The organism is Paractinoplanes ovalisporus (assembly GCF_016834655.1).
GTDB classification, from domain to species: Bacteria; Actinomycetota; Actinomycetes; order Mycobacteriales; family Micromonosporaceae; genus Actinoplanes; species Actinoplanes ovalisporus.
Genome location: NZ_JAENHP010000004.1, coordinates 67,356 through 86,583 on the forward strand (window position 1 = coordinate 67,356; position 19,228 = coordinate 86,583).

The following is a 19,228-nucleotide window of genomic DNA, read 5'->3' on the forward strand; positions in this document are numbered from 1 at the left end:
GAGAGGGTCTGCTGCCTGGCGTCACGCCCCACGTGATGCCGGTGACGCCAGGCGATTCCCTGCGGAGCGGTCAGCGCGCCTTCTTGGTAGCCCGCTTGCGAGGCGGGGTCAGGAGGTCCGCGATGGTCGCGATGGCGGTCGGAACGAGGCGGTAGTAGGCCCACACACCACGCTTCTCCCGCTCGAGCAGACCAGCCTCGGTCAGGATCCGCAGGTGGTGGCTGACCGTCGGCTGCGACAGGCCCAGAGGGGCCGTCAGGTCGCAGACGCAGGCCTCGCCGTCCGTTGCGGACTGAATGAGGCTGAGAAGCCGAAGCCGCGCCGGGTCGGCGAGTGCCTTCAGCACACCCGCCAGCCGTTCGGCGTCGGCACGTTCAATTGGCTCGCCGGCAAGCGGCGAGATCTGAGGCATTGTCATTTCCGCCAACGCAGTTCCCACGATCTCCATCCTTCCACCAACTGCATCGATTCTCCTGCATGTGCGCAGGAACGAACCGGCTAACTTTCAGGCCGTAAGGCCGACGTCGATCACCGGGTCGGTCGGTCCGGAGTGGCCGGCAACCCGAGCCCTCGAACCCACCGATACCGCCGTCTCGACTTCGGTCTCTGCCTCCTGCAACGCCTCAGCCGCCGTCTGGGTGCTGCCCTTCCGTGTCGAGGTCTCCCTCCCCGCCCCGGGAGTGAGACGCCCCACATTGTCAATTCCTCGATCCATTTCGGGTCGCTGATCCGTTTCGCCCGAGGCCCGCACCAGCCTTGGCGTCGTCATCTCGCCACCCTGCGCGATCTCCCGGACCAGGCGGCCCGGCACCGGAAGTTCACGACCCGATGAAAGCACGGCGCCACGCTGCGCGACGGACAATTCAGTGATGAATTTACGCAGGTCGTGGCGTGCTTGCATGTATCGAGCGTACTGGCTGGAACGAAACTGGAACCTTTCGCCCCGGCGGTGCGGAACGTAACTATTGACGCACAGCATTGGGTCAATCTAAAAAGAAACCTTACAGATTCGGCGGTCCCTTTCGCCCGTTGCCGGGAACATCGATGCAGCTCAAAGCTCCTATGTCGCGGGTCACATGCCCACTGGACGACAGATCACCCGCTCGGGGTGCTGAGAAGGTGCTGTGAATCGTGCGATGCGACGTTTACCCATCCAGCGAAAAACCCCCTCCGACCGGCTACCGGCGCGCTATCCGGACAGCCGATAGGGGGACATCGGTGGATGGGAAAGTTACCCGTTCGGGTGACCCATACCCATCAATATGAGGGGTCACTCCATCAATATGAGGGGGTAACCGGTCGGTAACAACCGGAGGCTGACGTGACCGGAACTCATCATCGGCCGTCGGAACCCGCCTTCCAGCCCCGATCGTAGGCCGCCCGGGATCACCGTGCGCAGGCACCCACCGTCCGGCGGGGCGGGGCACCAAGGCGCAGTTGAGTCCCGCTCAGGAAACTGGCGGCGGCTTGGTCGCGTCGTCGTCGGTGGACCGCGGCGCGGCGGCCGGGGAGTCGGTCGCACCGGCGCGGTCGGGGTCAGTGGTTCCCGATCCGCTCGCGGGAACCTCGGACGCTGCCTCAACCGGCTCGGAGGCGCCGGACCGCGCCGGCTCGAAGGTTTCGGGCCGGGACGGCGCGGGAGCTTCGGGCTGGGACGGCATTCCCACCAGAGCGGACGCGCCGACGGGCGAGGCCGCGACCGACTCGGACGGACGGGCGTAGGGCGAGTCCGAGCCGGCGGCCGAATCCAAGGCGGCGGGCGAGGCAGGATCGGGCTCCGGGGCGGAAGGCTGCTGAGGGCTCGCTTCGGCCGGGCGGGCGTAAGGCGAGTTGGGGTCCGGGGGCGCGGTGGCCGGGGTGGACGCGGGCACCGGGCTCGGGGGCGCGAAGGCGGCGTCAGGCGCATGCCCGGCGGGCCGGGCGTAAGGCGACACTTCCGCGGGCTGAGCCGGCGCGGGAGCGGCGGGCGGATAACCGGCGCCCGGAGCCGGGGCGTAACCGCCGGGGCCGTAGCCACCGGGGGCGGGATAGGGCGCCTGACCCGGCGCGGCGGGATATCCGGGACCGCCGGGGTAGCCCGGAGCGGGCGGATACCCGGGAGCGCCCGGCTGCCCCATCGACACGGGGCCGGTCGGGTAACCCGCGGCGGAATAACCGGCGGTGCCCGAGGTCGGGTAGCCGGCGGCGCCCGAGGTCGGGTAGCCGGCGGCGCCCGAGGTCGGGTAGCCGGCGGCGCCCGAGACGGGATAGGGCGCGGCGCCTGAGGTGGGGTAACCGGCGGGGACCGCGGACGTGGGGCCGGCGGCATAGGGATAAGGCGCGGCGTAAGCCGGCTGCGGCGCCGAAGGGGCGGCCGGGCGGCGGAAGAACGCGCGCGGCGCCGTCAGCACCAGGATGCCGACCAGGGCGTAACCGAGCATCTGGGCCACCGACAGACCGGCGTTCGTGCTGACCCAGCCGCCGGGATAGGCGTCGGACAGCTGGGCGCCCAGGGACCAGGGAGCCGTCTCACCGCTGCGCTGGGCCGCGACGGTCAGGATGCTGGCCGCGCCGCCCAGGATCCCCAGGACGCAGACCACCAGCGTGGTGACGCGAGCCGCGTTGCTGCCGCGGCGCAGGGACAGGCCGACCACCACGAACAGCGCGAACGCGATCACCGCGAGGGCCAGGGCGATCGCCGCGCCGAGCCAGACCACGGCCACGTAGTACTCCGGGTCGGAGTCACCGGTGAAACGCTGGAACGCCTGGGTGTTGCCGGTGACGTCGCGGAAGCGGCTGATCGTGCCGGGCACGATCGCCAGGGTCGCGATGGCATAGATCAACCCGACGCCGGCCATCAGCCAGAGCAGGCCGGCGGCGAACGTCACCGCCGGCGGCCGGCCGGACGGTGAAGGCGAAGGCGCGGCCGCAACCGGCGACGGTGGAACTGGGTACGACATCGACGACTCCCCGCGGTGATCCGTTGCGCCCGAACCTACCCGGACGCAACGGGAAGCGGGGCGCGAACCCGGTCAGGCCGGGTCGGCCGGCGGCCGCGGAGGCTGTTCCCCCGAGGCTGGAGGAGCCGAAGGAGGCGGCGTGGCGGGCGGCGGCGTGGAGGGAGGCGGCGTGGAGGACGGCGGCGGCGCGAACGGATCCGAAGCCGGCGGCGGCGCGGCCGGCGACCCCGGATAGGGCGGCAACCCCGGCGCCGGCTGCCCGGGCTGACCCTGCAGCCCAGGCCCATAACCAGCCCCCGGCCCACCAGCTCCAGGCCCACCGGGACCAGGCCCACCGGGACCAGGTCCGTACCCCGCACCCGGATAAGGAGGCTGCTGCCCGGGATAGGGAGGAGGCTGCTGACCCGGGTAGGGAGGCTGCCCGGGATACGACGGATAGGGCACCGAAGGATCCCAGGCCGCCGCGGCCGGCTTCCGGAAGAAGTCGTTGGCCGCCGGAAGCGCCAGCAGGATCACCACAACCAGGATCGCGAGCAGCCCGACGACCGCCAGCGTCGTGGTGGCGGGCGTGTACCAGGACGGCATCGCGTCTTCGAGCCGCCGCTGCACCTCGTCCTGCGACGGGCCGCTCGTGGTGCTGCCGCTGTTCACCGAGCCCACCAGCGCCGTGCTGCCGAGGCTGGCCCCGAGGCAGCAGAGCGAGATTCCGCCGATCACCCACGTGACGATCCGGGACGCGTTGCGGCCGCGCGAGTCGAAATAGCCCAGCACGGCGAACCCGACACCCAGCAGCAGGTTGATCACCGCACCGCCGATGAAGGCGACGCTCACGAACGCTTCGGCTCCCTCAGCCTCGGTGCCGGCGTACGCGTCGCGGACGGCGTCGGTCAGGCTGCTGGAGATGGAGAGGGTCAGAATCGCGTTGATCACTTGGATCGCGGCCACACCGTAGAGAAGGTAGGCCGCCACAGTCACGACAGTCGGACGCGACCGGGCCGCATCCGGTGGGTAGCTCGGAAAGCTCACAATGCCCCCAAATGTTGATCCATTCACGGTATCGGGCGGCCGCCATCTCCGCGACCGAGCCGCGAAGGCGCGAGCTTTGTGGCAGCATCGGACGACGATGCCCGAAATATCCGTAAATAGGTCGCTCGTTCAGGGGGCGACACGGCTCGATGGCGGTCCCTACACTTCCATCCGTGGCACCGACGCGGCAGCTGAGTTCTCCCGCGATGCCGCCTGCCCGCACGAGTCGCCCGCCCCGCTCGAAGACAGCCAGGGCCGAGGCAGACCGTTCGCATCGGGCAAAAGACCCGTTACGCCGGCCGCGTGACCACTCCGCGGCGGCCCCAGACCTGTTAAGGACCGGTGAGTCCCATGCCCCACGCCGACACTCTGACCGTCGTTCACCATGACGACACGAGGACCCGATTCAAAGACGTCCGATATCAGCTCCACCGCGACGGCATCCGCATCTGGTCCGACGAGGGGGAGCAGGTCGTCACCGACGTCCTGATGACCCAGGCCTACCGGCAGAGGCCGGCCACAAATTAATCCACACAACTGAAGACGCGAGGGGCCCCGGGCGATCAAAAGATCAAACCCGGGGCCTTTTCCCGTACGGGGTCAGGCCGCGCGACAACCCCCAGGGCGGCCGCGCGGCCGAAGACGAGGCGATCAGCCCCGCGACACCACCAGACCGTCCTTGCCGTCGCCCAGTTCGACCACGACCGTGTCGCCGTCGGCGATCTCGCCCGCCAGCAACGCCTTGGCCAGCGCGTCCCCGATCGTCGACTGCACCAGCCGCCGCAACGGCCGGGCGCCATAGATCGGGTCGTACCCGTGCTCGCCCAGCCAGTCGATCGCCGCCGGGCTCACCTCGAGCGTGAGCCGCCGCTCGGCCAGCCGGTGCCGCAGACGCCCGAGCTGAATGTCGACGATCGCCGCCAGGTCGCCCCGGGTCAGCGCGTGGAACACCACGATGTCGTCGAGCCGGTTGAGGAACTCGGGCTTGAAGTGCCCCCGGACCACGGCCAGCACCTCGTCGCGCCGTTCCTCGTCGCCCATCGTGATGTCGGCCACCTGCGAGCCCAGGTTCGAGGTAAGCACCAGGATCGCGTTGCGGAAGTCGACCGTGCGGCCCTGCCCGTCGGTCAGCCGCCCGTCGTCGAGCACCTGGAGCAGCACGTCGAAGACGTCCGGGTGGGCCTTCTCGACCTCGTCGAGCAGCACCACGCTGTACGGACGGCGCCGCACCGCCTCGGTGAGCTGCCCGCCCTCCTCATAGCCGACGTAGCCGGGAGGCGCCCCGACCAGCCGCGCGACCGAGTGCTTCTCGCCGTACTCGCTCATGTCGATGCGGACCATGGCCCGCTCGTCGTCGAAGAGGAACCCGGCCAGGGCCTTGGCCAGCTCGGTCTTGCCGACGCCGGTGGGGCCGAGGAACAGGAAGCTGCCGGTCGGGCGGTCGGGGTCGGCGATGCCGGCCCGGGCCCGCCGCACGGCTCCGGCCACCGCGGCCACCGCCTCGGCCTGGCCGACCACCTTCTCGCGCAGGGACTCCTCCATACGCAGCAGCTTGGCGGTCTCGCCCTCCATCATCCGGCCGGCCGGGATGCCGGTCCACGACGAGATCACCTCGGCGATGTCGTCGGCCCCGACCTCCTCCTTGACCATCGGCGGCTCGGTCTTCTCCTCCTCCGCCTCGGCCGCGGTCTCGATCTCGCGTTCGAGCGCCGGGATCACCTGGTATTGCAGGCGGGACGCCTTCTCCCACTCGGTGTCGCGCTGGGCCCGCTCGAGCTCGGCCCGGGTCTCGTCGAGCTGCTTCTTCAGCTCGCCGACCCGGTTGAGCCCGCCGCGCTCGCGCTCCCACCGCGCGTTCATCATGCCGAGCTCACGGTCGCGGTCGATCAGGTCGCGGTTGAGGCGGTCGAGGCGGGCCACCGACGCCGGGTCGGTCTCCTTCTCGAGCGCCAGCTTCTCGACGCGCATCCGGTCGACCTGGCGCTGCAGCTGGTCGAGCTCGACCGGCCGGGAGTCGATCTCCATGCGGAGGCGGGACGCGGCCTCGTCGATGAGGTCGATCGCCTTGTCGGGCAGGAACCGGTCGCTGATGTAACGGTCGGACAGCGAGGCGGCCGCGACCAGGGCGGCGTCGGTGATCTGCACACGGTGGTGGGCCTCGTAACGGCCCTTGAGTCCGCGCAGGATGCCGATCGTGTCCTCGACGGTGGGCTCGCCGACCACGACCGGCTGGAAGCGCCGCTCGAGGGCCGGGTCCTTCTCGATGTGCTCGCGGTATTCGTCGAGGGTGGTCGCGCCGACCATGCGCAGCTCGCCACGGGCCAGCATCGGCTTGAGCATGTTGCCGGCGTCCATCGAGCCCTCGCCCTTGCCGGCGCCGACGACCGTGTGCAGCTCGTCGAGGAACGTGACGACCTGGCCGTTGGAGTTGCGGATCTCCTCGAGGACGCTCTTGAGCCGCTCCTCGAACTGGCCGCGGTATTGCGCGCCGGCCACCATCGCGCCCAGGTCGAGCGAGACCAGCTTCTTGTCGCGCAGGGTCTCGGGCACGTCACCGGCCACGATCCGCTGGGCCAGGCCCTCGACGATGGCGGTCTTGCCGACGCCCGGCTCACCGATCAGCACCGGGTTGTTCTTCGTACGGCGGGAGAGCACCTGCACGACCCGGCGAATCTCGGCGTCGCGGCCGATGACCGGGTCGATCTTGCCGTCCCGGGCCAGCGCGGTGAGGTCGACGCTGTATTTCTCGAGCGCCTTGTACGTCTGTTCGGGGTCGGCGTTGGTGACCCGGCGCTCGCCCCCGCGCACCTGCGGGAACGCGGCGACCAGAGCCTCCTCGGTGGCACCGACGTCTTTGAGGGCCCGGCCGACGGCCCCGCCGACCCGGGCCAGGCCGGCCAGCAGGTGCTCGGTCGAGATGTATTCGTCGGCGAGTGGCTGCGCGATGAGTTCGGCCTCGCCGATCGCGTTCACGAACTCGCGCGACAGGCTGGGCTCGGCGGTGCTGGAGCCCCGCGCGGACGGGATCTGTTCGACCGAGCGCAGCGCGACCCGGCGTACGTCGGCGGGGTTGGCCCCCACCGCCCGCAGCAGCGCCGGCGCCGTGGAACCGCCGGTGTCCAGCAACGAAAGCAACATGTGCCACGGCTCGACGGTGGCGTGACCGCGCCGACCGGCGTCGGCGACCGCCCCCGTGATCACGTCGCGGCTCTTGGTGGTCAAGCGTTCGGCGTTCATCTGCTCCCCTGGTCGGAAGACTTGAGCGTACTCAACTCAACTCTATGCCCGCAGCGCCATAGCGACAACGCGCGGGAGGGATGCGTCCGTGACGGTCGCCACGGACGGCCCGGTGACCCCGGCGAGCCCCGTAACGTAGCGAATCATGGCCGCTCCACCTGCGGCGTCCGACCGCATGTCGAGACGCCTGCTCCCGCTCGCCCTGATCTTCGTCGCGGTCGGCATCTCGACATCGTTCGTCGGGCCCTACCTGGCCCTGTTCCTCAGCGACGCGATCCACGCCGGTCCGGTCAGGACCACGGCTTTCCTGATCGTCGCGCCGCTCTCCGGCGTCCTCGTGTCGTGGCTGGTCGGCCGCGTCTCGGACCGCCGGCCGATCCGCCGCAAACTGCTGATCATCGCCGCGCTGGCCGGTGTCGGGGGCATGGCGGCCACCGCTTTCGTCCGCGACTACTGGGTGCTGCTCGCGCTCACGGTCACCCTGACCGCGCTCGCCGGGACCCTCTTTCCCCAGACCTTCGCGTACGCCCGTCAGGTGCTCCAACACGGCGACCCCAAGCGGGCAGCCATGGGCATCAGCTCGTTGCGCACCCTCTTCTCGGTCGCGTGGGTGGCCGGCCCGCCGCTGGCCGCGCTGGTGCTGGCCGAGCGAGGCTTCGCCTACACGTACGGCTTGGCCGCGATCATGTACGCGGTCGTCGCGCTCATCGTGCTCCGGGCCCTGCCCGAGGCCGGCCGTCCCGCCGGTCACGCCGAGCACGTCGAGCCGGACGCACCCGAGATCGGCCGCTGGACGATCGTGCTGCTCGTCGCCGGTTTCACCGCCGTCCAGACCACGATGGTGCTGGGCGTGCAGGCGATGCCGCTGTTCGTGAGCGAGGAACTGAACGGTTCGGTACGCGACGCCGGGCTGATCCTCGGGCTCTGCGCCGCGCTCGAGATCCCGCTGATGCTCGGCTTCGGCGCGCTCTCGACCCGGCTGCCGCTGCGTGGCCTGATCGTCTTCGGCGTGGTCTGCGCGATCGCGTACCAGGTGATCGCGGCCACGGCGGGCTCGGTCTGGGTGCTGGCCGCGGCCCAGCTGCCCAACGCCGCCTTCATCGCGGCCGTCGGCGGGCTGAGCATCACCTACATGCAGGACCTGATGCCGGCCCACCCGGGACGGGCGACCACGATGATCACGAACACGTTCCCGATCGGCCAGATCCTCGCGGCCCCGGCGTTCGGCCTGGCTCAGCAGTTCGGCTTCCGGCTCGCGTACGGCGTCAATCTCGCCCTCTGCGTGCTCGGCCTGGCCCTGATCCTGGCCGCCCGGGCCCGCCGCCGGATCGTCCCCGATCTGCCGTCGGAAGCACTAGGGTCTGTTTCGTAGCTGGGCCTCGACGCAGCCCCGCCCCCGCTGCGAAACAGACCCTAGTGCCCCGAAGCGGGTAGCTCGCTGGGCTACCGTGGTGATCGTGCGTGTACGGGTGGAACAGACTCCGCTGCCGGGTATCGGCGTCCGCCACGACCTGGTGACCTCCTCGGGTCGCACGGTCGGCGTCGTCTCACACCGCAACGGCCGCCGTGACCTGGTGCTTTACGACGTGGACGACCCCGACGCCTGCCTCGCGTCGATCCCGCTGACCGACGACGAGGCCGAGGCCCTGGCCGACGTTCTCGGCGCCTCGCTCATGCTGGGCCAGCTCGCCGGTCTGCGGCAGCAGGCGTCCGGCCTGCTGACCGAGCAGATCGCGCTGCCCGCCGGCTCGCCGTTCGTGCGGCGCAAACTGGGCGACACCCGCACGCGCACCCGCACCGGCGCCTCGATCGTGGCCGTGATGCGCGACCGCGAGGTCGTCGCCTCCCCCGGCCCCGACTTCGTCTTCGAGGCGAACGACGTGGTGGTCGCGGTCGGCACCCGCTCCGGCCTGGACGGCGTCACCGCCATCCTGGCCGGCGACACCGACGACTGAGGTGCACGGCACGACGATCCTCCTCATCGAGGTCGGCGCGCTGCTCTTCGCGCTCGGCATGCTCGGACGTCTCGGCCGCCGGATCGGGCTCTCGCCCATCCCGCTCTATCTGCTGGCCGGTCTCGCCTTCGGGCACGGCGGCTTCGTGCCGCTGTCGGCCAGCGAGGAGTTCATCGAGATCGGCGCCTCCATCGGCGTCATCCTGCTGCTGGTCATGCTCGGCCTGGAATATTCGGCCAGCGAGCTGGTCGGCAACCTGCGTGCGGCCGCCCCCGCCGGGGTGATGGACGCGCTGTTCAACGCGCTGCCCGGCGCCGGCTTCGCGTTCCTGATGGGCTGGGACTGGCGGGCCGCGCTGGTGCTGGCCGGCATCACCTGGGTCTCGTCCTCCGGCGTGATCGCCAAGGTGCTCGGCGACCTGGGCCGGCTGGGCAACCGCGAGACACCGGTGATCCTCTCGGTGCTGGTCATCGAGGACCTGGCGATGGCGTTCTACCTGCCCCTGGTCACCGCCGTGCTGGCCGGGGTGGGCCTGATCGGCGGGCTCAAGGCGCTGGGCGTCGCGGTGGTCACCGTTCTCGCGGTACTGGTGGTGGCGATCCGCTACGGCCGGCAGATCAGCGCCCTGATCTCGGCCCGCGATGCCGAGGCGCTGCTGCTCGGGGTCTTCGGCCTGACCCTGTTCGTGGCCGGGGTCGCCGAGGAGCTCAACGTCTCGGCCGCGGTCGGCGCGTTCCTGGTCGGCATCGCGATCTCGGGACCGGTGGCGCACCACGCGACCGAGATGCTGTCGCCGCTGCGCGACCTGTTCGCCGCGGTCTTCTTCGTCTTCTTCGGGCTCTCCACGAACCCGGCCGACATGCCGCCCGTCCTGCTCCCGGCGCTGGGTCTGGCCGTGATCACGATGCTGGCCAAGGTGCTGACCGGCTATCTGGCGGCCAAGCGGGTGGGCATCGCCCTGCCCGGCCGGCTGCGCGCCGGGCTGGCCCTCATGCCACGCGGAGAGTTCTCGATCGTCATCGCCGGACTGGCCGTCTCGTCGGGGGTCGAGCCCCGGCTCGCTCCGCTTGCGACGGCGTACGTGTTGATCACCGTGGTGTCGGGTCCGATGCTCGCGAGGCTGCCCGATTACGAGTGGTTCAAGACCTTTATCCGCAGGTGGCGGCAGCCGTCGCCGCCTCCCGTACGACCCCTTGCCACCGAGGATTAACTCTCAGGCAGCACTAAGTTACTAGCAAGTATCCAATTGTGAGCCCTTGACACTTTCGCGGGACATCAACTTCGCGCTACCGTTCCCTCCCGACAACTGACTGTTATCGGATTTTCTCGGGCGGCGACGTGGCAGTGCGTGAGTCGACTTTCTACGGGTTCGCAAATCCGGTCGATCCTCGGCCGGAGGAACTTCAGGCGTGGGCGTACCACCCAGAGGCGGTACCGCTGAGCAGCATGCCCCCTGACTGGGATCTGCTGATCTCCGGCGATGTCCTGGCGCCCACCTTGTTCGAGCTGGCCATGGACCGTCAGTGTCCAGCCCGCCGGTTCGCGCAACATTGCATGCATATCTACGCCGCCGACGGCGTCCGGCAGAACGCGTCGAGCCTGCGCAAACGCCGGCTCAAGAAGTTCGTCGAGCGCGCCGAAGAGGTCGGCGACGAGCCGATGTCGATCTGGGCGCACAACTGCCGTGTGCTGATGAGCCGCCCGGAGATCTTCGACTACTCCGACTGGATCGAGGGCGGCCTGGTGCGCCACCCGCGGCGGCTGGGGCTGTTCAACCGGCGCTGACCGATCGGCAGAACGAGAACGGCCCCGCCATCGCGGGGCCGTTTTTCGTGGTTACGGTGCTCTCCGGGGCCGCCACACGACCAGAGCGGTGGACGGCCGCTCCTGCCGCACCAGGTCACCCCGGCTGCCGTACGGGCTCTCGAGCTGGGCGATGCGGCTGTAGGCCTCGGCCAGCTCGTGCTCGAGTTCGGCCAGCCGCTGCTGGAGGTCGCCCACCAGCTGCTCGAGGCCGATGATGCGCTTGATCCCGGCCAGGTTGACGCCTTCCTCCTGGCTGAGCTTCTGCACTTCACGCAACAGGGCGACGTCTCGCTCGCTGTAACGGCGCCCGCCACCGCCGGCCCGGCCGGGCTGCACGAGCCCGAGCCGGTCGTACTGCCGGAGGGTCTGCGGGTGCATCCCGGCGAGTCGAGCCGCGACCGAGATGATCAGGACCTTCGCATCGGAGGTCTGCTCGACCGAGATGCTGATCTCCTCATGCATGTGCCACCTCCCGATCCCCGTGTCAGGTGTTCCGGCGCACCCGAGCCTCGAGCCGCTCCCGCCCGGCGGGCGGGGTGAGCTTGGCGAACCTCTCCAGTGCGTCCCGGGCTTCCCCCGTGACACCGCCCGGCATCTGAACGTCGACCGTGACGATCAGGTCTCCGGGTGGTCCGTCCTTGCGTGTCACTCCCTTGCCGCGCGCCCGCAGTTTGCGACCGCTCGGCGTGCCCGGGGGCACCCGCAGGGTGACCGGGCCGTCCAGCGTCGGCACCCGCAGATCGGTGCCGAGAACCGCCTCCGCGATGGTGACCGGAACAACCAGGGTCAGATCATCGCCGGTACGGCCGAACAGCTCGTCCGGACGGACCATGACCTGCACGAACAGGTCACCGGCGGGCCCGCCCCGGTCGCCCGGCTCGCCCCGGCCGCTGAGCCGGATGCGCTGACCGTCGGCGACACCGGCCGGGAACCGGACGTTGATAGTGCGGTTCTTGGTGACCCCGCCCGTGCCCCGGCACTCCGGGCACTTCTGGTCGACGATCGTCCCGGCGCCCTGACAGTCGCGGCACGGCTCCGAGAAGCTGAACGACCCCTGATTGCGCGAGATCAGGCCGCTGCCCTGACACTGCGGACAGGTCCGCGGCGCCGTGCCAGGCTTTGCGCCGTTGCCGTGGCAGGTCTCGCACTCGCCCGCCGACCGCAGCGTGAGCGGCAGCGTCGTGCCCTTCACGGCCTGCGCGAAGTCGAGCGTCACCTCGGTCTCGACATCCCGGCCGCGACGGGGACCGCCGCGGCGTGCGGCGCCGCCCCCAGGGCCGCCGCCCGAAAATATCGAGCTGAATATGTCGGAGAAGCCGGCGCCACCGAACCGGCGGTCACCGCCCGCGCCACCCGCCGCGCCGGCCCCGCTGAACCCGCCGAACAGGTCGGACGGGTCGAACTGGGTGCCGCCGCCGGTGCGGGCGCCGCGCCGGAACGCGCCCGAGCCGAACAGCGAGCGCATCTCGTCGTACTCTTTGCGCTTCTTGTCGTCCGAGAGCACGTCGTAGGCCTCGGAGGCGGCCTTGAACTTCTCCTCCGCCTCCTTGTTACCGGGGTTGCGGTCCGGGTGCAGATCGCGGGCGAGCTTCCGGTACGCCTTCTTGATCTCGTCGGTCGGAGCGGACTTGGGCACGCCGAGAACGGCATAGAAGTCCTTCTCGAGCCAGTCCTTCGAGCTCATCCCGCCTCCCCCCTCCTGCGGTAGGTCCCGCCTGCCGCGATGCGGCAGGCGGGACGAACGTGTGAGATCACTCCGGGTCGGCGACCGCGACCATGGCCGGTCGCAGCAGCCGCTCGCCCAGCGTGTAACCGCGGCGCATGACCTCGACGCAGGTCGGCTCGGTGACATCGCCGGACGTCTGGTGAGCGACCGCCTCGTGGCGGTTGGGGTCGAACGCGTCGCCCTTCTCGCCGAAGGCCGTGAGGCCGAGCTTGCCGGTGAGCGCGGTCAGCGACTCGGCCACCGAGGCGAACGGGCCGACCAGATCGCCGTGCTCGCGCGCCCGGTCGATGTCGTCGAGCACCGGCAGCAGCGCGGTCAGGACCGCACCGGTGGTCTGCTCGGCCGCCGCACCCCGGTCGCGGTCGACCCGCTTGCGGTAGTTGGCGTACTCGGCGGTGACCCGTTGCAGGTCGTGCGTCCGCTCCTCGAGCTCGGTCCGCAGCGCCTCGAGTTCGGCGCCCAGCGCGGGCTTCGGCTCTTCGGCTTCGGGCTCGGCCACCGGAGCCTCCTCCTCGGGCTCGGCGGCCCGGTGAGCACCGACCGACGCCTTGCCCTTGGCCGTGGGGGCCTTGGACTCGGACTTCTGGTCGATCTTGCGGCGGTCCCGGATGACGACCCGCTCGGTCGCCTGACCGTCGTTCTCGTCGTCCGTGGCTGTCACTTCTTGTCGTCCTCCACGATCTCGGCGTCGACGACGTCGTCGGCGCCACCCGAGGCCGGGCCGGCGTTGGAGGCGCCGGGGGCACCGGTCGCGCCCGCGGCACCCGCCGCACCGGCAGCACCGCCGGGCGCACCCTGCGGACCGTCGGCCCCCGGGGTCGCCTGTGCGCTGTCACCCTGCGAGTACAGCAGCGAACCGGCCTCCTGCGAAACCTGCGACAGACGCTCGTGCGCGGACTTGATCTTCTCGATGTCCGAGCCGCCCAGCGCGCCGCGGAGCTCGCCCAGGGCCTCGCCGATCTTGTTCTTGCTGTCTTCGGGCAGCTTGTCGCCGCTCTCGGCCAGGAACTTCTCGGTCTGCCACTGCAGCTGCTCGGCCAGGTTGCGGGTCTCCGCGTCGTCGCGGCGCTTCTTGTCCTCGTCCGCGTGGTCCTGGGCGTCGCGCATCATGCGCTCGATGTCTTCCTTCGGCAGCGCGGAACCACCGGTGATCGTCATCTTCTGCTCCTTGCCCGTGCCCAGGTCCTTGGCGGACACGTGCACGATGCCGTTCGCGTCGATGTCGAAGGAGACCTCGATCTGCGGGACGCCGCGGGGAGCCGGAGCGATGCCGCTGAGCTCGAAGGTGCCGAGCTTCTTGTTGTACGCGGCCATCTCGCGCTCGCCCTGGAAGACCTGGATGAGCACGGAGGGCTGGTTGTCCTCGGCGGTCGTGTAGACCTCGGAGCGGTGCGCCGGGATGGTCGTGTTGCGCTCGACCAGCTTGTGCATGATGCCGCCCTTGGTCTCGATGCCCAGGGACAGCGGGGTGACGTCGAGGAGCAGAACGTCCTTGACCTCGCCCTTGAGCACGCCGGCCTGCAGCGCGGCACCGACGGCGACGACCTCGTCGGGGTTGACGCCCTTGTTGGGCTCGCGGCCGATCATGCTCTTGACCAGGTCGGCCACGGCCGGCATGCGGGTCGAGCCGCCGACCAGGATGACGTGGTCGACATCGGCCAGCTTGACGTCGGCGTCCTTGATGGCCGACTCGAACGGGCCCTTGCAGCGGTCGAGCAGGTCCTGCGTCATGCGCTGGAACTCGGCGCGGGTCAGCGACATGTCGAGGTGCAGCGGGCCGTCGGGGCCGGCCGTGATGTAGGGCAGGTTGATGCTGGTGGTCGTCGCGGCCGACAGCTCGATCTTCGCCTTCTCGGCGGCCTCGCGCAGACGCTGCAGGGCCATCTTGTCGGCGCCGAGGTCGATGCCGTGCTCGCCGCGGAACGTCTTGACAAGGTGGTCGATGACCCGCTGGTCCCAGTCGTCGCCGCCGAGGTGGTTGTCACCCGAGGTCGACTTGACCTCGATGACGCCGTCGCCCAGCTCGAGCAGGGAGACGTCGAAGGTGCCGCCGCCGAGGTCGAAGACCAGGACGGTCTGCTCCTTGGAGCCCTTGTCGAGCCCGTAGGCCAGGGCGGCCGCGGTGGGCTCGTTGACGATCCGCAGGACGTTGAGGCCGGCGATCTCGCCCGCCTCCTTGGTGGCCTGGCGCTGCGCGTCGTTGAAGTAGGCCGGGACGGTGATGACCGCGTCGGTGACCGTCTCACCGAGGTAGGCCTCGGAGTCGCGCTTCAGCTTCATCAGGACCCGCGCCGAGATCTCCTGCGGGGTGTACTTCTTGCCGTCGATGTCGATCGACCAGTTGGTGCCGACCTCACGCTTGACCGATCGAATCGTCCGGTCGGGGTTGGTCACCGCCTGACGCTTCGCGACTTCACCCACGAGTACCTCGCCGTTGCGAGCGAAGGCGACGATGGACGGGGTCGTCCGGGAGCCCTCCGCGTTGGCGATTACGGTGGGCTCGCCTCCTTCCAGAACGCTGACGCAGGAGTTCGTGGTGCCGAGGTCGATGCCGACCGCACGTGCCATGGTGTGTTCCTCGCTTCGGGGTTTCTCAGACAAGGTTGAGTGGAACCGACTCAATGATGCCACGGGCATGCACAACGTCAAGTTGAAGTTGAGTCACCCCGGCGCAACTGCCAGCGACCTCACAGCTCGCCAACAGTTCGGTAGATACCTGTCCGGTCACGGCATACCGGCCGCTGTTGTCCCGCATGCATAGATCGGGCACTCTTTACCCGTGACGACGCACGGTGACGCGGTCGGTCCGTCGGCCCTGTCCGCCGCACCAGCCGCCACGCGAGAGCCCGCCAAGGCGGCCGAGGCCGGCTCTGGTGACAAGAATGCGCAGGTCAGCGCGATGACTGCCGATGCCGCGGACCACTCTGATCCTACGGTTCCCGCCATGCCCCGTCAGCCACATGCGGCGGAGCCCGCGGAATCGCCCGGCGACGAGCCGCCCACGGCGGCCGACCGGCCCTCCGACCTGGGCGAAGCCGATGCGCTGAAGCCGGTCACGCCCGCCGCCGGAGAGCCGGCCCCAGCCGCCGACGCGAAGGCCGCCGTGCCCGCCGACGCTCCGCCCGCGGTCACCCGGCTCGCCGAAGCGCTCAGCGCCCTGCGGGCCGCGATCGGCGGCACGGCATACCCGCTGGTCATGCCGTCGGCCGAGGAGGCCCAGCGGATCGGCACGGCCCTGGTCACCCAGCTCGACGACTACCTGCTGCCCCGCCTGGCCCGGCTCGACGCCCCGCTGCTGGTCGTCGTTGGCGGCTCCACCGGCGCGGGCAAGTCGACGCTGGTCAACAGCCTCGTGCGGGCGCCGGTCAGCACGGCCGGCGTGCTGCGCCCGACGACCAGGTCGCCGGTGCTGGTCAGCAACCCGGCCGACCTGCCCTGGTTCCAGCAGGGGCAGCTGCTGCCCGGCCTGACCCGCACCCGTGAGCCCAGCAACGACGCGGGCGCGCTCCAGCTCGTCTCGGCCCCCGCCCTCGGCGCCGGCCTGGCGTTCCTCGACGCGCCCGACATCGACTCGGTGGTCGACCGCAACCGCAAGCTCGCGGCCCAGCTGCTGGCCGCCGCCGACCTGTGGTTGTTCGTCACCACGGCCGCGCGCTACGCCGACGCGGTGCCCTGGGAACTGCTGACCACCGCCCGGCTGCGCGGCACGGTGATCGCGCTGGTGCTCGACCGGGTGCCGGGCGAGGCCGCGGCCGAGATCGCCACCCACCTGCAAGACATGCTGAGCGTCCGCGACCTCGGGGCCGCGCCGCTGTTCGTGCTGCCCGAGACCAGGCTCGACGGCCAGGGCCTGATCAGCGAAGAGGTCATCGGCCCGCTGCACGACTGGTTCGGCCAGCTGGCCGCCGACTCCACCGCCCGCGCGGCCGTCGTGCGCCAGACGCTGGACGGCGCGCTCATGTCGCTGACCCCGGCCGTCGCCGGCCTGGCCGACGCCGCCGACGAGCAGGCGCGGGCCGCCGCGGCGCTGGGCGACCGGGTCACCGCCGCCTACCGCACCGGCCGCCAGACGATGGCCGACGGGCTGCGCGACGGCCGGCTGCTGCGCGGCGAGGTGCTGGCCCGCTGGCAGGAGTTCGTCGGCACCGGCGAGTTCCTCAAGACGCTCGAGAACAAGGTCGGCCAGATGCGCGACCGGTTCGTGGCGGCCCTGACCGGCCGCCCCGCGCCCGGGCGCAACCTGCAGGTGGCGCTCGAGTCCCAGCTGGTCACGCTGCTGCGCGGGATAGCGGCGGACGCGGCCGAACAGGCGTACACGGCCTGGCAGGCCCACCCGGCGGGCGCGGCCCTGCTCGATCCCGGGCTTCAGCGCCCGGCGACCGACCTGCCCGAACGGGCCAACCGGCTGGTGCGCGACTGGCAGCAGTGGGTGCTCGGCCTGGTGCGCGCCGAGGGCGCCGAGAAGCGGGTGGTCGCGCGCGGAGCCGCCTATGCGGTGAACGGCGCCGGCCTGGCCGTGATGATCGCCGTGTTCACCTCGACCGCGTTCATCCCGACCGGGCTCGAGGTGGCGGCCGGCGCCGGCAGCGCGGTCGCCGCCCAGAAGGTGCTCGAGGCGATCTTCGGCGACCAGGCCATCCGGACGCTCGCCACCCAGGCCCGCGAGGAACTGCTGCTCCGCGCGGGCAAGCTGCTCGACGAGGAGGCCGCGCGGTTCACCGACCGGCTCGCCTCGGCCGGCATCGACGCGGAACCGGGGGCCCGCCTGCGCCAGGCCGCAGCCGACGTGGAGACTGCCCGTACCGAACTCGCGTTGACGGGGAGCGCATGAGCCTTGTGGAGAAGGTACGCGGAGACGAGCGGGTCGACTCCGAGCGGCTGGTGCAGCGGCTCGAAGCCCTGAGCCGGTTCCTGCGCCTGGTCGACCCGCACCTGCCGGACAGCGACCTGGTGGCCGCTCACACGCTGGTCGAGCGGGCCGGCAACCGCCTGTCGCTCTCGCGTGACCACACCGTCGTCGCGCTCGCCGGCAGCACCGGCAGCGGCAAGTCCAGCCTGTTCAACGCGCTGGCCCGGCTCAAGCTGTCGCCGGTCGGGGTGCGGCGGCCGACGACCGGGGTCGCGCACGCCTGCGTCTGGGGGCCGCTCGAACCGGCGAACCGCCTGCTCGACTGGGTCGGGGTGCTGCCACGTCACCGGTTCATCCGGGAGAGCGCTCTCGACGGCGACGACGAGGCCTCGCTGCGCGGTCTCGTGCTGCTCGACCTGCCCGACTTCGACTCGGTCGAGCGTGGACACCGGCTCGAGGTCGACCGCCTGCTCGGCCTGGTCGACCTGATCGTCTGGGTGGTCGACCCGCAGAAGTACGGCGACCGCATCCTGCACCAGGCCTATCTGTCCCAGTTCCGCTCGCACGCCGCGGTCACCGTCGTGGTGCTCAACCAGGCCGACCGGCTGTCCACGCAGGACACCGAACTGGTTCTGGGCGATCTCAAGCGCCTGTTGACCGACGACGGCCTGGGCGAGGCCCCGGTGCTGGCCACCTCGGCCAAGCAGCCCGGCATGCTGGCCGACCTGCGCGGTTCGCTCGAGTCCACGGTCGCCGAGCGGCAGGCGGTGCTGCGCCGCGTCGCCGGTGACCTCGAGACCGTGAGCGAGCCCCTGACCGCCATGATCGGCCCGCCCGCGGCCGAGGACGAGGTCGACCGCGCGACGGTCCGCCAGCTCACCGACGCCCTGGCCGTCTCGGCCGGCGTGGGCGCGGTGGCCGACGCCACGGCGGCCGCCTATCGGCACCGGGCCGCGGCCGCCACCGGCTGGCCGCTCACCCGGGGTCTGCGCCGGCTGCGGCCCGACCCGCTGCGCCGCCTGCACCTGACCGAGTCGGCCGAGGAGAAGCCGGCCGGCGACGCCGAGCCGCGCGTCCCGTCCACCGAGCTGGTGCCGCGGACGTCACTGCCCGAGGCCGACGCGGCCCAGCGGTCGGCGGTCAGCCTGGCCGTGCGATCGGTCTCCAGCCGGGCCGCGGCGCCGCTGCCCGAGGTGTGGAAGCCGGCGCTGACCAACGCGGCCCGCTCCCGGGCGGCCGACCTCTCCGACGCGCTCGACCGCGCGATCGGCACGACCGACCTGGGCATGGCCAAGGCGCCGCTGTGGTGGCGGGCCGTCGGCGCCCTGCACTGGCTCTTCCTGACGTGCGCCGTGTTCGGCCTGGGCTGGCTGATCTTCGGATATGTCCTGCGACTGCTGGGTCTGCCCGAAATGGACGATCCGAAGATCGGGGTCGTCCCGCTGCCCACGGTGCTGCTGCTCGGCGGCCTGCTGCTCGGCGTGCTGCTCTGGCTGGTGCTGCGCCCGGCCGTCCAGTGGGGTGCGCGGCGGGCCCGGCGGCGGGCCGAACAGCGGCTGCGGGCCTCGGTGACCGAGGTCGGACGCGAATACGTCGTCGCCCCCGTACGCGAGGTGCTGAACGCCTACGCACAGGCGCGTGAAGCTCTGACCGCCGTGCGTTCGTAGTAGTCCCAGCACGCACTGTGGCG

General features: G+C 70.9%; 16 protein-coding genes. 7 read left to right on the top strand and 9 right to left on the bottom strand.

Annotation, left to right across the window (positions count from 1 at the left end; genetic code table 11):
- Positions 1–70 precede the first annotated feature (70 nt).
- The 4 genes from JIG36_RS14455 to JIG36_RS14470 form a co-directional block, all read right to left on the bottom strand.
- The gene (locus JIG36_RS14455) at positions 71–448 is read right to left on the bottom strand and encodes an ArsR/SmtB family transcription factor (RefSeq protein WP_014440216.1); all 378 of its coding nucleotides are present in this window, start codon (positions 446–448) and stop codon (positions 71–73) included.
- A gap of 57 nt (positions 449–505) precedes the next feature.
- Positions 506–901 carry a hypothetical protein gene (locus JIG36_RS14460; RefSeq protein ID WP_203376810.1) on the bottom strand — a complete coding sequence of 132 codons (396 nt, stop codon included), beginning with the start codon at positions 899–901 and terminating at the stop codon, positions 506–508.
- A 547-nt stretch (positions 902–1,448) separates the two neighbouring features.
- A complete protein-coding gene (locus tag JIG36_RS14465) occupies positions 1,449–2,939 on the bottom strand; it encodes a hypothetical protein (RefSeq protein WP_203376811.1) in 1,491 nt (496 codons plus the stop codon).
- 72 nt (positions 2,940–3,011) lie between these two features.
- Positions 3,012–3,908 carry a hypothetical protein gene (locus JIG36_RS14470; RefSeq protein ID WP_203376812.1) on the bottom strand — a complete coding sequence of 299 codons (897 nt, stop codon included), beginning with the start codon at positions 3,906–3,908 and terminating at the stop codon, positions 3,012–3,014.
- A 408-nt stretch (positions 3,909–4,316) separates the two neighbouring features.
- On the opposite strand from JIG36_RS14470, the gene JIG36_RS14475 reads away from it, so the two are divergent.
- Positions 4,317–4,493, top strand: a complete 177-nt coding sequence (locus JIG36_RS14475) for a hypothetical protein (RefSeq protein ID WP_203376813.1) — start codon at positions 4,317–4,319, stop codon at positions 4,491–4,493.
- Between the two features lie 123 nt (positions 4,494–4,616).
- On the opposite strand, the gene clpB is transcribed toward JIG36_RS14475, so the two are convergent.
- The gene (gene clpB, locus JIG36_RS14480; protein ID WP_203376814.1) at positions 4,617–7,202 is read right to left on the bottom strand and encodes an ATP-dependent chaperone ClpB; all 2,586 of its coding nucleotides are present in this window, start codon (positions 7,200–7,202) and stop codon (positions 4,617–4,619) included.
- Between the two features lie 145 nt (positions 7,203–7,347).
- Between clpB and JIG36_RS14485 the strand changes: the two genes are divergently transcribed.
- From JIG36_RS14485 to JIG36_RS14500, 4 genes are all read left to right on the top strand, one after another.
- On the top strand, positions 7,348–8,574 hold the full coding sequence (locus JIG36_RS14485; protein WP_203376815.1) for a sugar efflux transporter: 1,227 nt from the start codon (positions 7,348–7,350) through the stop codon (positions 8,572–8,574).
- A gap of 85 nt (positions 8,575–8,659) precedes the next feature.
- Positions 8,660–9,157, top strand: coding sequence for a cation:proton antiporter regulatory subunit (locus tag JIG36_RS14490; protein WP_203376816.1), 498 nt, complete (start codon positions 8,660–8,662; stop codon positions 9,155–9,157).
- Position 9,158: 1 nt separating this feature from the next.
- The gene (locus JIG36_RS14495; protein ID WP_203376817.1) at positions 9,159–10,367 is read left to right on the top strand and encodes a cation:proton antiporter; all 1,209 of its coding nucleotides are present in this window, start codon (positions 9,159–9,161) and stop codon (positions 10,365–10,367) included.
- Positions 10,368–10,495: 128 nt separating this feature from the next.
- The gene (locus JIG36_RS14500) at positions 10,496–10,942 is read left to right on the top strand and encodes a hypothetical protein (RefSeq protein WP_203376818.1); all 447 of its coding nucleotides are present in this window, start codon (positions 10,496–10,498) and stop codon (positions 10,940–10,942) included.
- A gap of 51 nt (positions 10,943–10,993) precedes the next feature.
- Here the strand turns inward: JIG36_RS14500 and JIG36_RS14505 are convergent, their stop codons facing one another.
- The 4 genes from JIG36_RS14505 to dnaK all read right to left on the bottom strand — a co-directional run bounded on the left by JIG36_RS14505 (position 10,994) and on the right by dnaK (position 15,257).
- Positions 10,994–11,425 (bottom strand): heat shock protein transcriptional repressor HspR, encoded by a 432-nt coding sequence (locus tag JIG36_RS14505; RefSeq protein ID WP_203376819.1) that lies wholly within the window; start codon positions 11,423–11,425, stop codon positions 10,994–10,996.
- A gap of 22 nt (positions 11,426–11,447) precedes the next feature.
- The gene (dnaJ, locus tag JIG36_RS14510; protein WP_203376820.1) at positions 11,448–12,647 is read right to left on the bottom strand and encodes a molecular chaperone DnaJ; all 1,200 of its coding nucleotides are present in this window, start codon (positions 12,645–12,647) and stop codon (positions 11,448–11,450) included.
- 67 nt (positions 12,648–12,714) lie between these two features.
- Positions 12,715–13,350, bottom strand: a complete 636-nt coding sequence (gene grpE, locus JIG36_RS14515) for a nucleotide exchange factor GrpE (protein ID WP_203376821.1) — start codon at positions 13,348–13,350, stop codon at positions 12,715–12,717.
- Positions 13,347–15,257: a molecular chaperone DnaK gene (dnaK, locus tag JIG36_RS14520; RefSeq protein WP_203376822.1), complete on the bottom strand. Its 1,911-nt coding sequence runs from the start codon at positions 15,255–15,257 to the stop codon at positions 13,347–13,349. The genes grpE and dnaK overlap by 4 nt, the downstream gene beginning before the upstream one ends.
- Positions 15,258–15,633: 376 nt before the next feature.
- On the opposite strand from dnaK, the gene JIG36_RS14525 reads away from it, so the two are divergent.
- Together JIG36_RS14525 and JIG36_RS14530 are read left to right on the top strand one after the other, a co-directional pair.
- Complete coding sequence (locus JIG36_RS14525; protein WP_438870725.1) at positions 15,634–17,520, top strand: GTPase domain-containing protein; 1,887 nt, start codon at positions 15,634–15,636, stop codon at positions 17,518–17,520.
- Complete coding sequence (locus JIG36_RS14530; RefSeq protein ID WP_203376823.1) at positions 17,517–19,205, top strand: GTPase; 1,689 nt, start codon at positions 17,517–17,519, stop codon at positions 19,203–19,205. Before JIG36_RS14525 ends, JIG36_RS14530 begins: the two co-directional genes overlap by 4 nt.
- Positions 19,206–19,228 lie beyond the last annotated feature (23 nt).

What these genes read in the sequence shown, in the direction of transcription:
- JIG36_RS14455 (WP_014440216.1), bottom strand. Translation starts at nt 448, where the DNA reads ATGGAGATCGTGGGAACTGCGTTGGCGGAAATGACAATGCCTCAGATC.
- JIG36_RS14460 (WP_203376810.1), bottom strand. Translation starts at nt 901, where the DNA reads ATGCAAGCACGCCACGACCTGCGTAAATTCATCACTGAATTGTCCGTC.
- JIG36_RS14465 (WP_203376811.1), bottom strand. Translation starts at nt 2,939, where the DNA reads ATGTCGTACCCAGTTCCACCGTCGCCGGTTGCGGCCGCGCCTTCGCCT.
- JIG36_RS14475 (WP_203376813.1), top strand. Translation starts at nt 4,317, where the DNA reads ATGCCCCACGCCGACACTCTGACCGTCGTTCACCATGACGACACGAGG.
- clpB (WP_203376814.1), bottom strand. Translation starts at nt 7,202, where the DNA reads ATGAACGCCGAACGCTTGACCACCAAGAGCCGCGACGTGATCACGGGG.
- JIG36_RS14485 (WP_203376815.1), top strand. Translation starts at nt 7,348, where the DNA reads ATGGCCGCTCCACCTGCGGCGTCCGACCGCATGTCGAGACGCCTGCTC.
- JIG36_RS14505 (WP_203376819.1), bottom strand. Translation starts at nt 11,425, where the DNA reads ATGCATGAGGAGATCAGCATCTCGGTCGAGCAGACCTCCGATGCGAAG.
- dnaJ (WP_203376820.1), bottom strand. Translation starts at nt 12,647, where the DNA reads ATGAGCTCGAAGGACTGGCTCGAGAAGGACTTCTATGCCGTTCTCGGC.
- dnaK (WP_203376822.1), bottom strand. Translation starts at nt 15,257, where the DNA reads ATGGCACGTGCGGTCGGCATCGACCTCGGCACCACGAACTCCTGCGTC.
- JIG36_RS14525 (WP_438870725.1), top strand. Translation starts at nt 15,634, where the DNA reads ATGCCCCGTCAGCCACATGCGGCGGAGCCCGCGGAATCGCCCGGCGAC.
- JIG36_RS14530 (WP_203376823.1), top strand. Translation starts at nt 17,517, where the DNA reads ATGAGCCTTGTGGAGAAGGTACGCGGAGACGAGCGGGTCGACTCCGAG.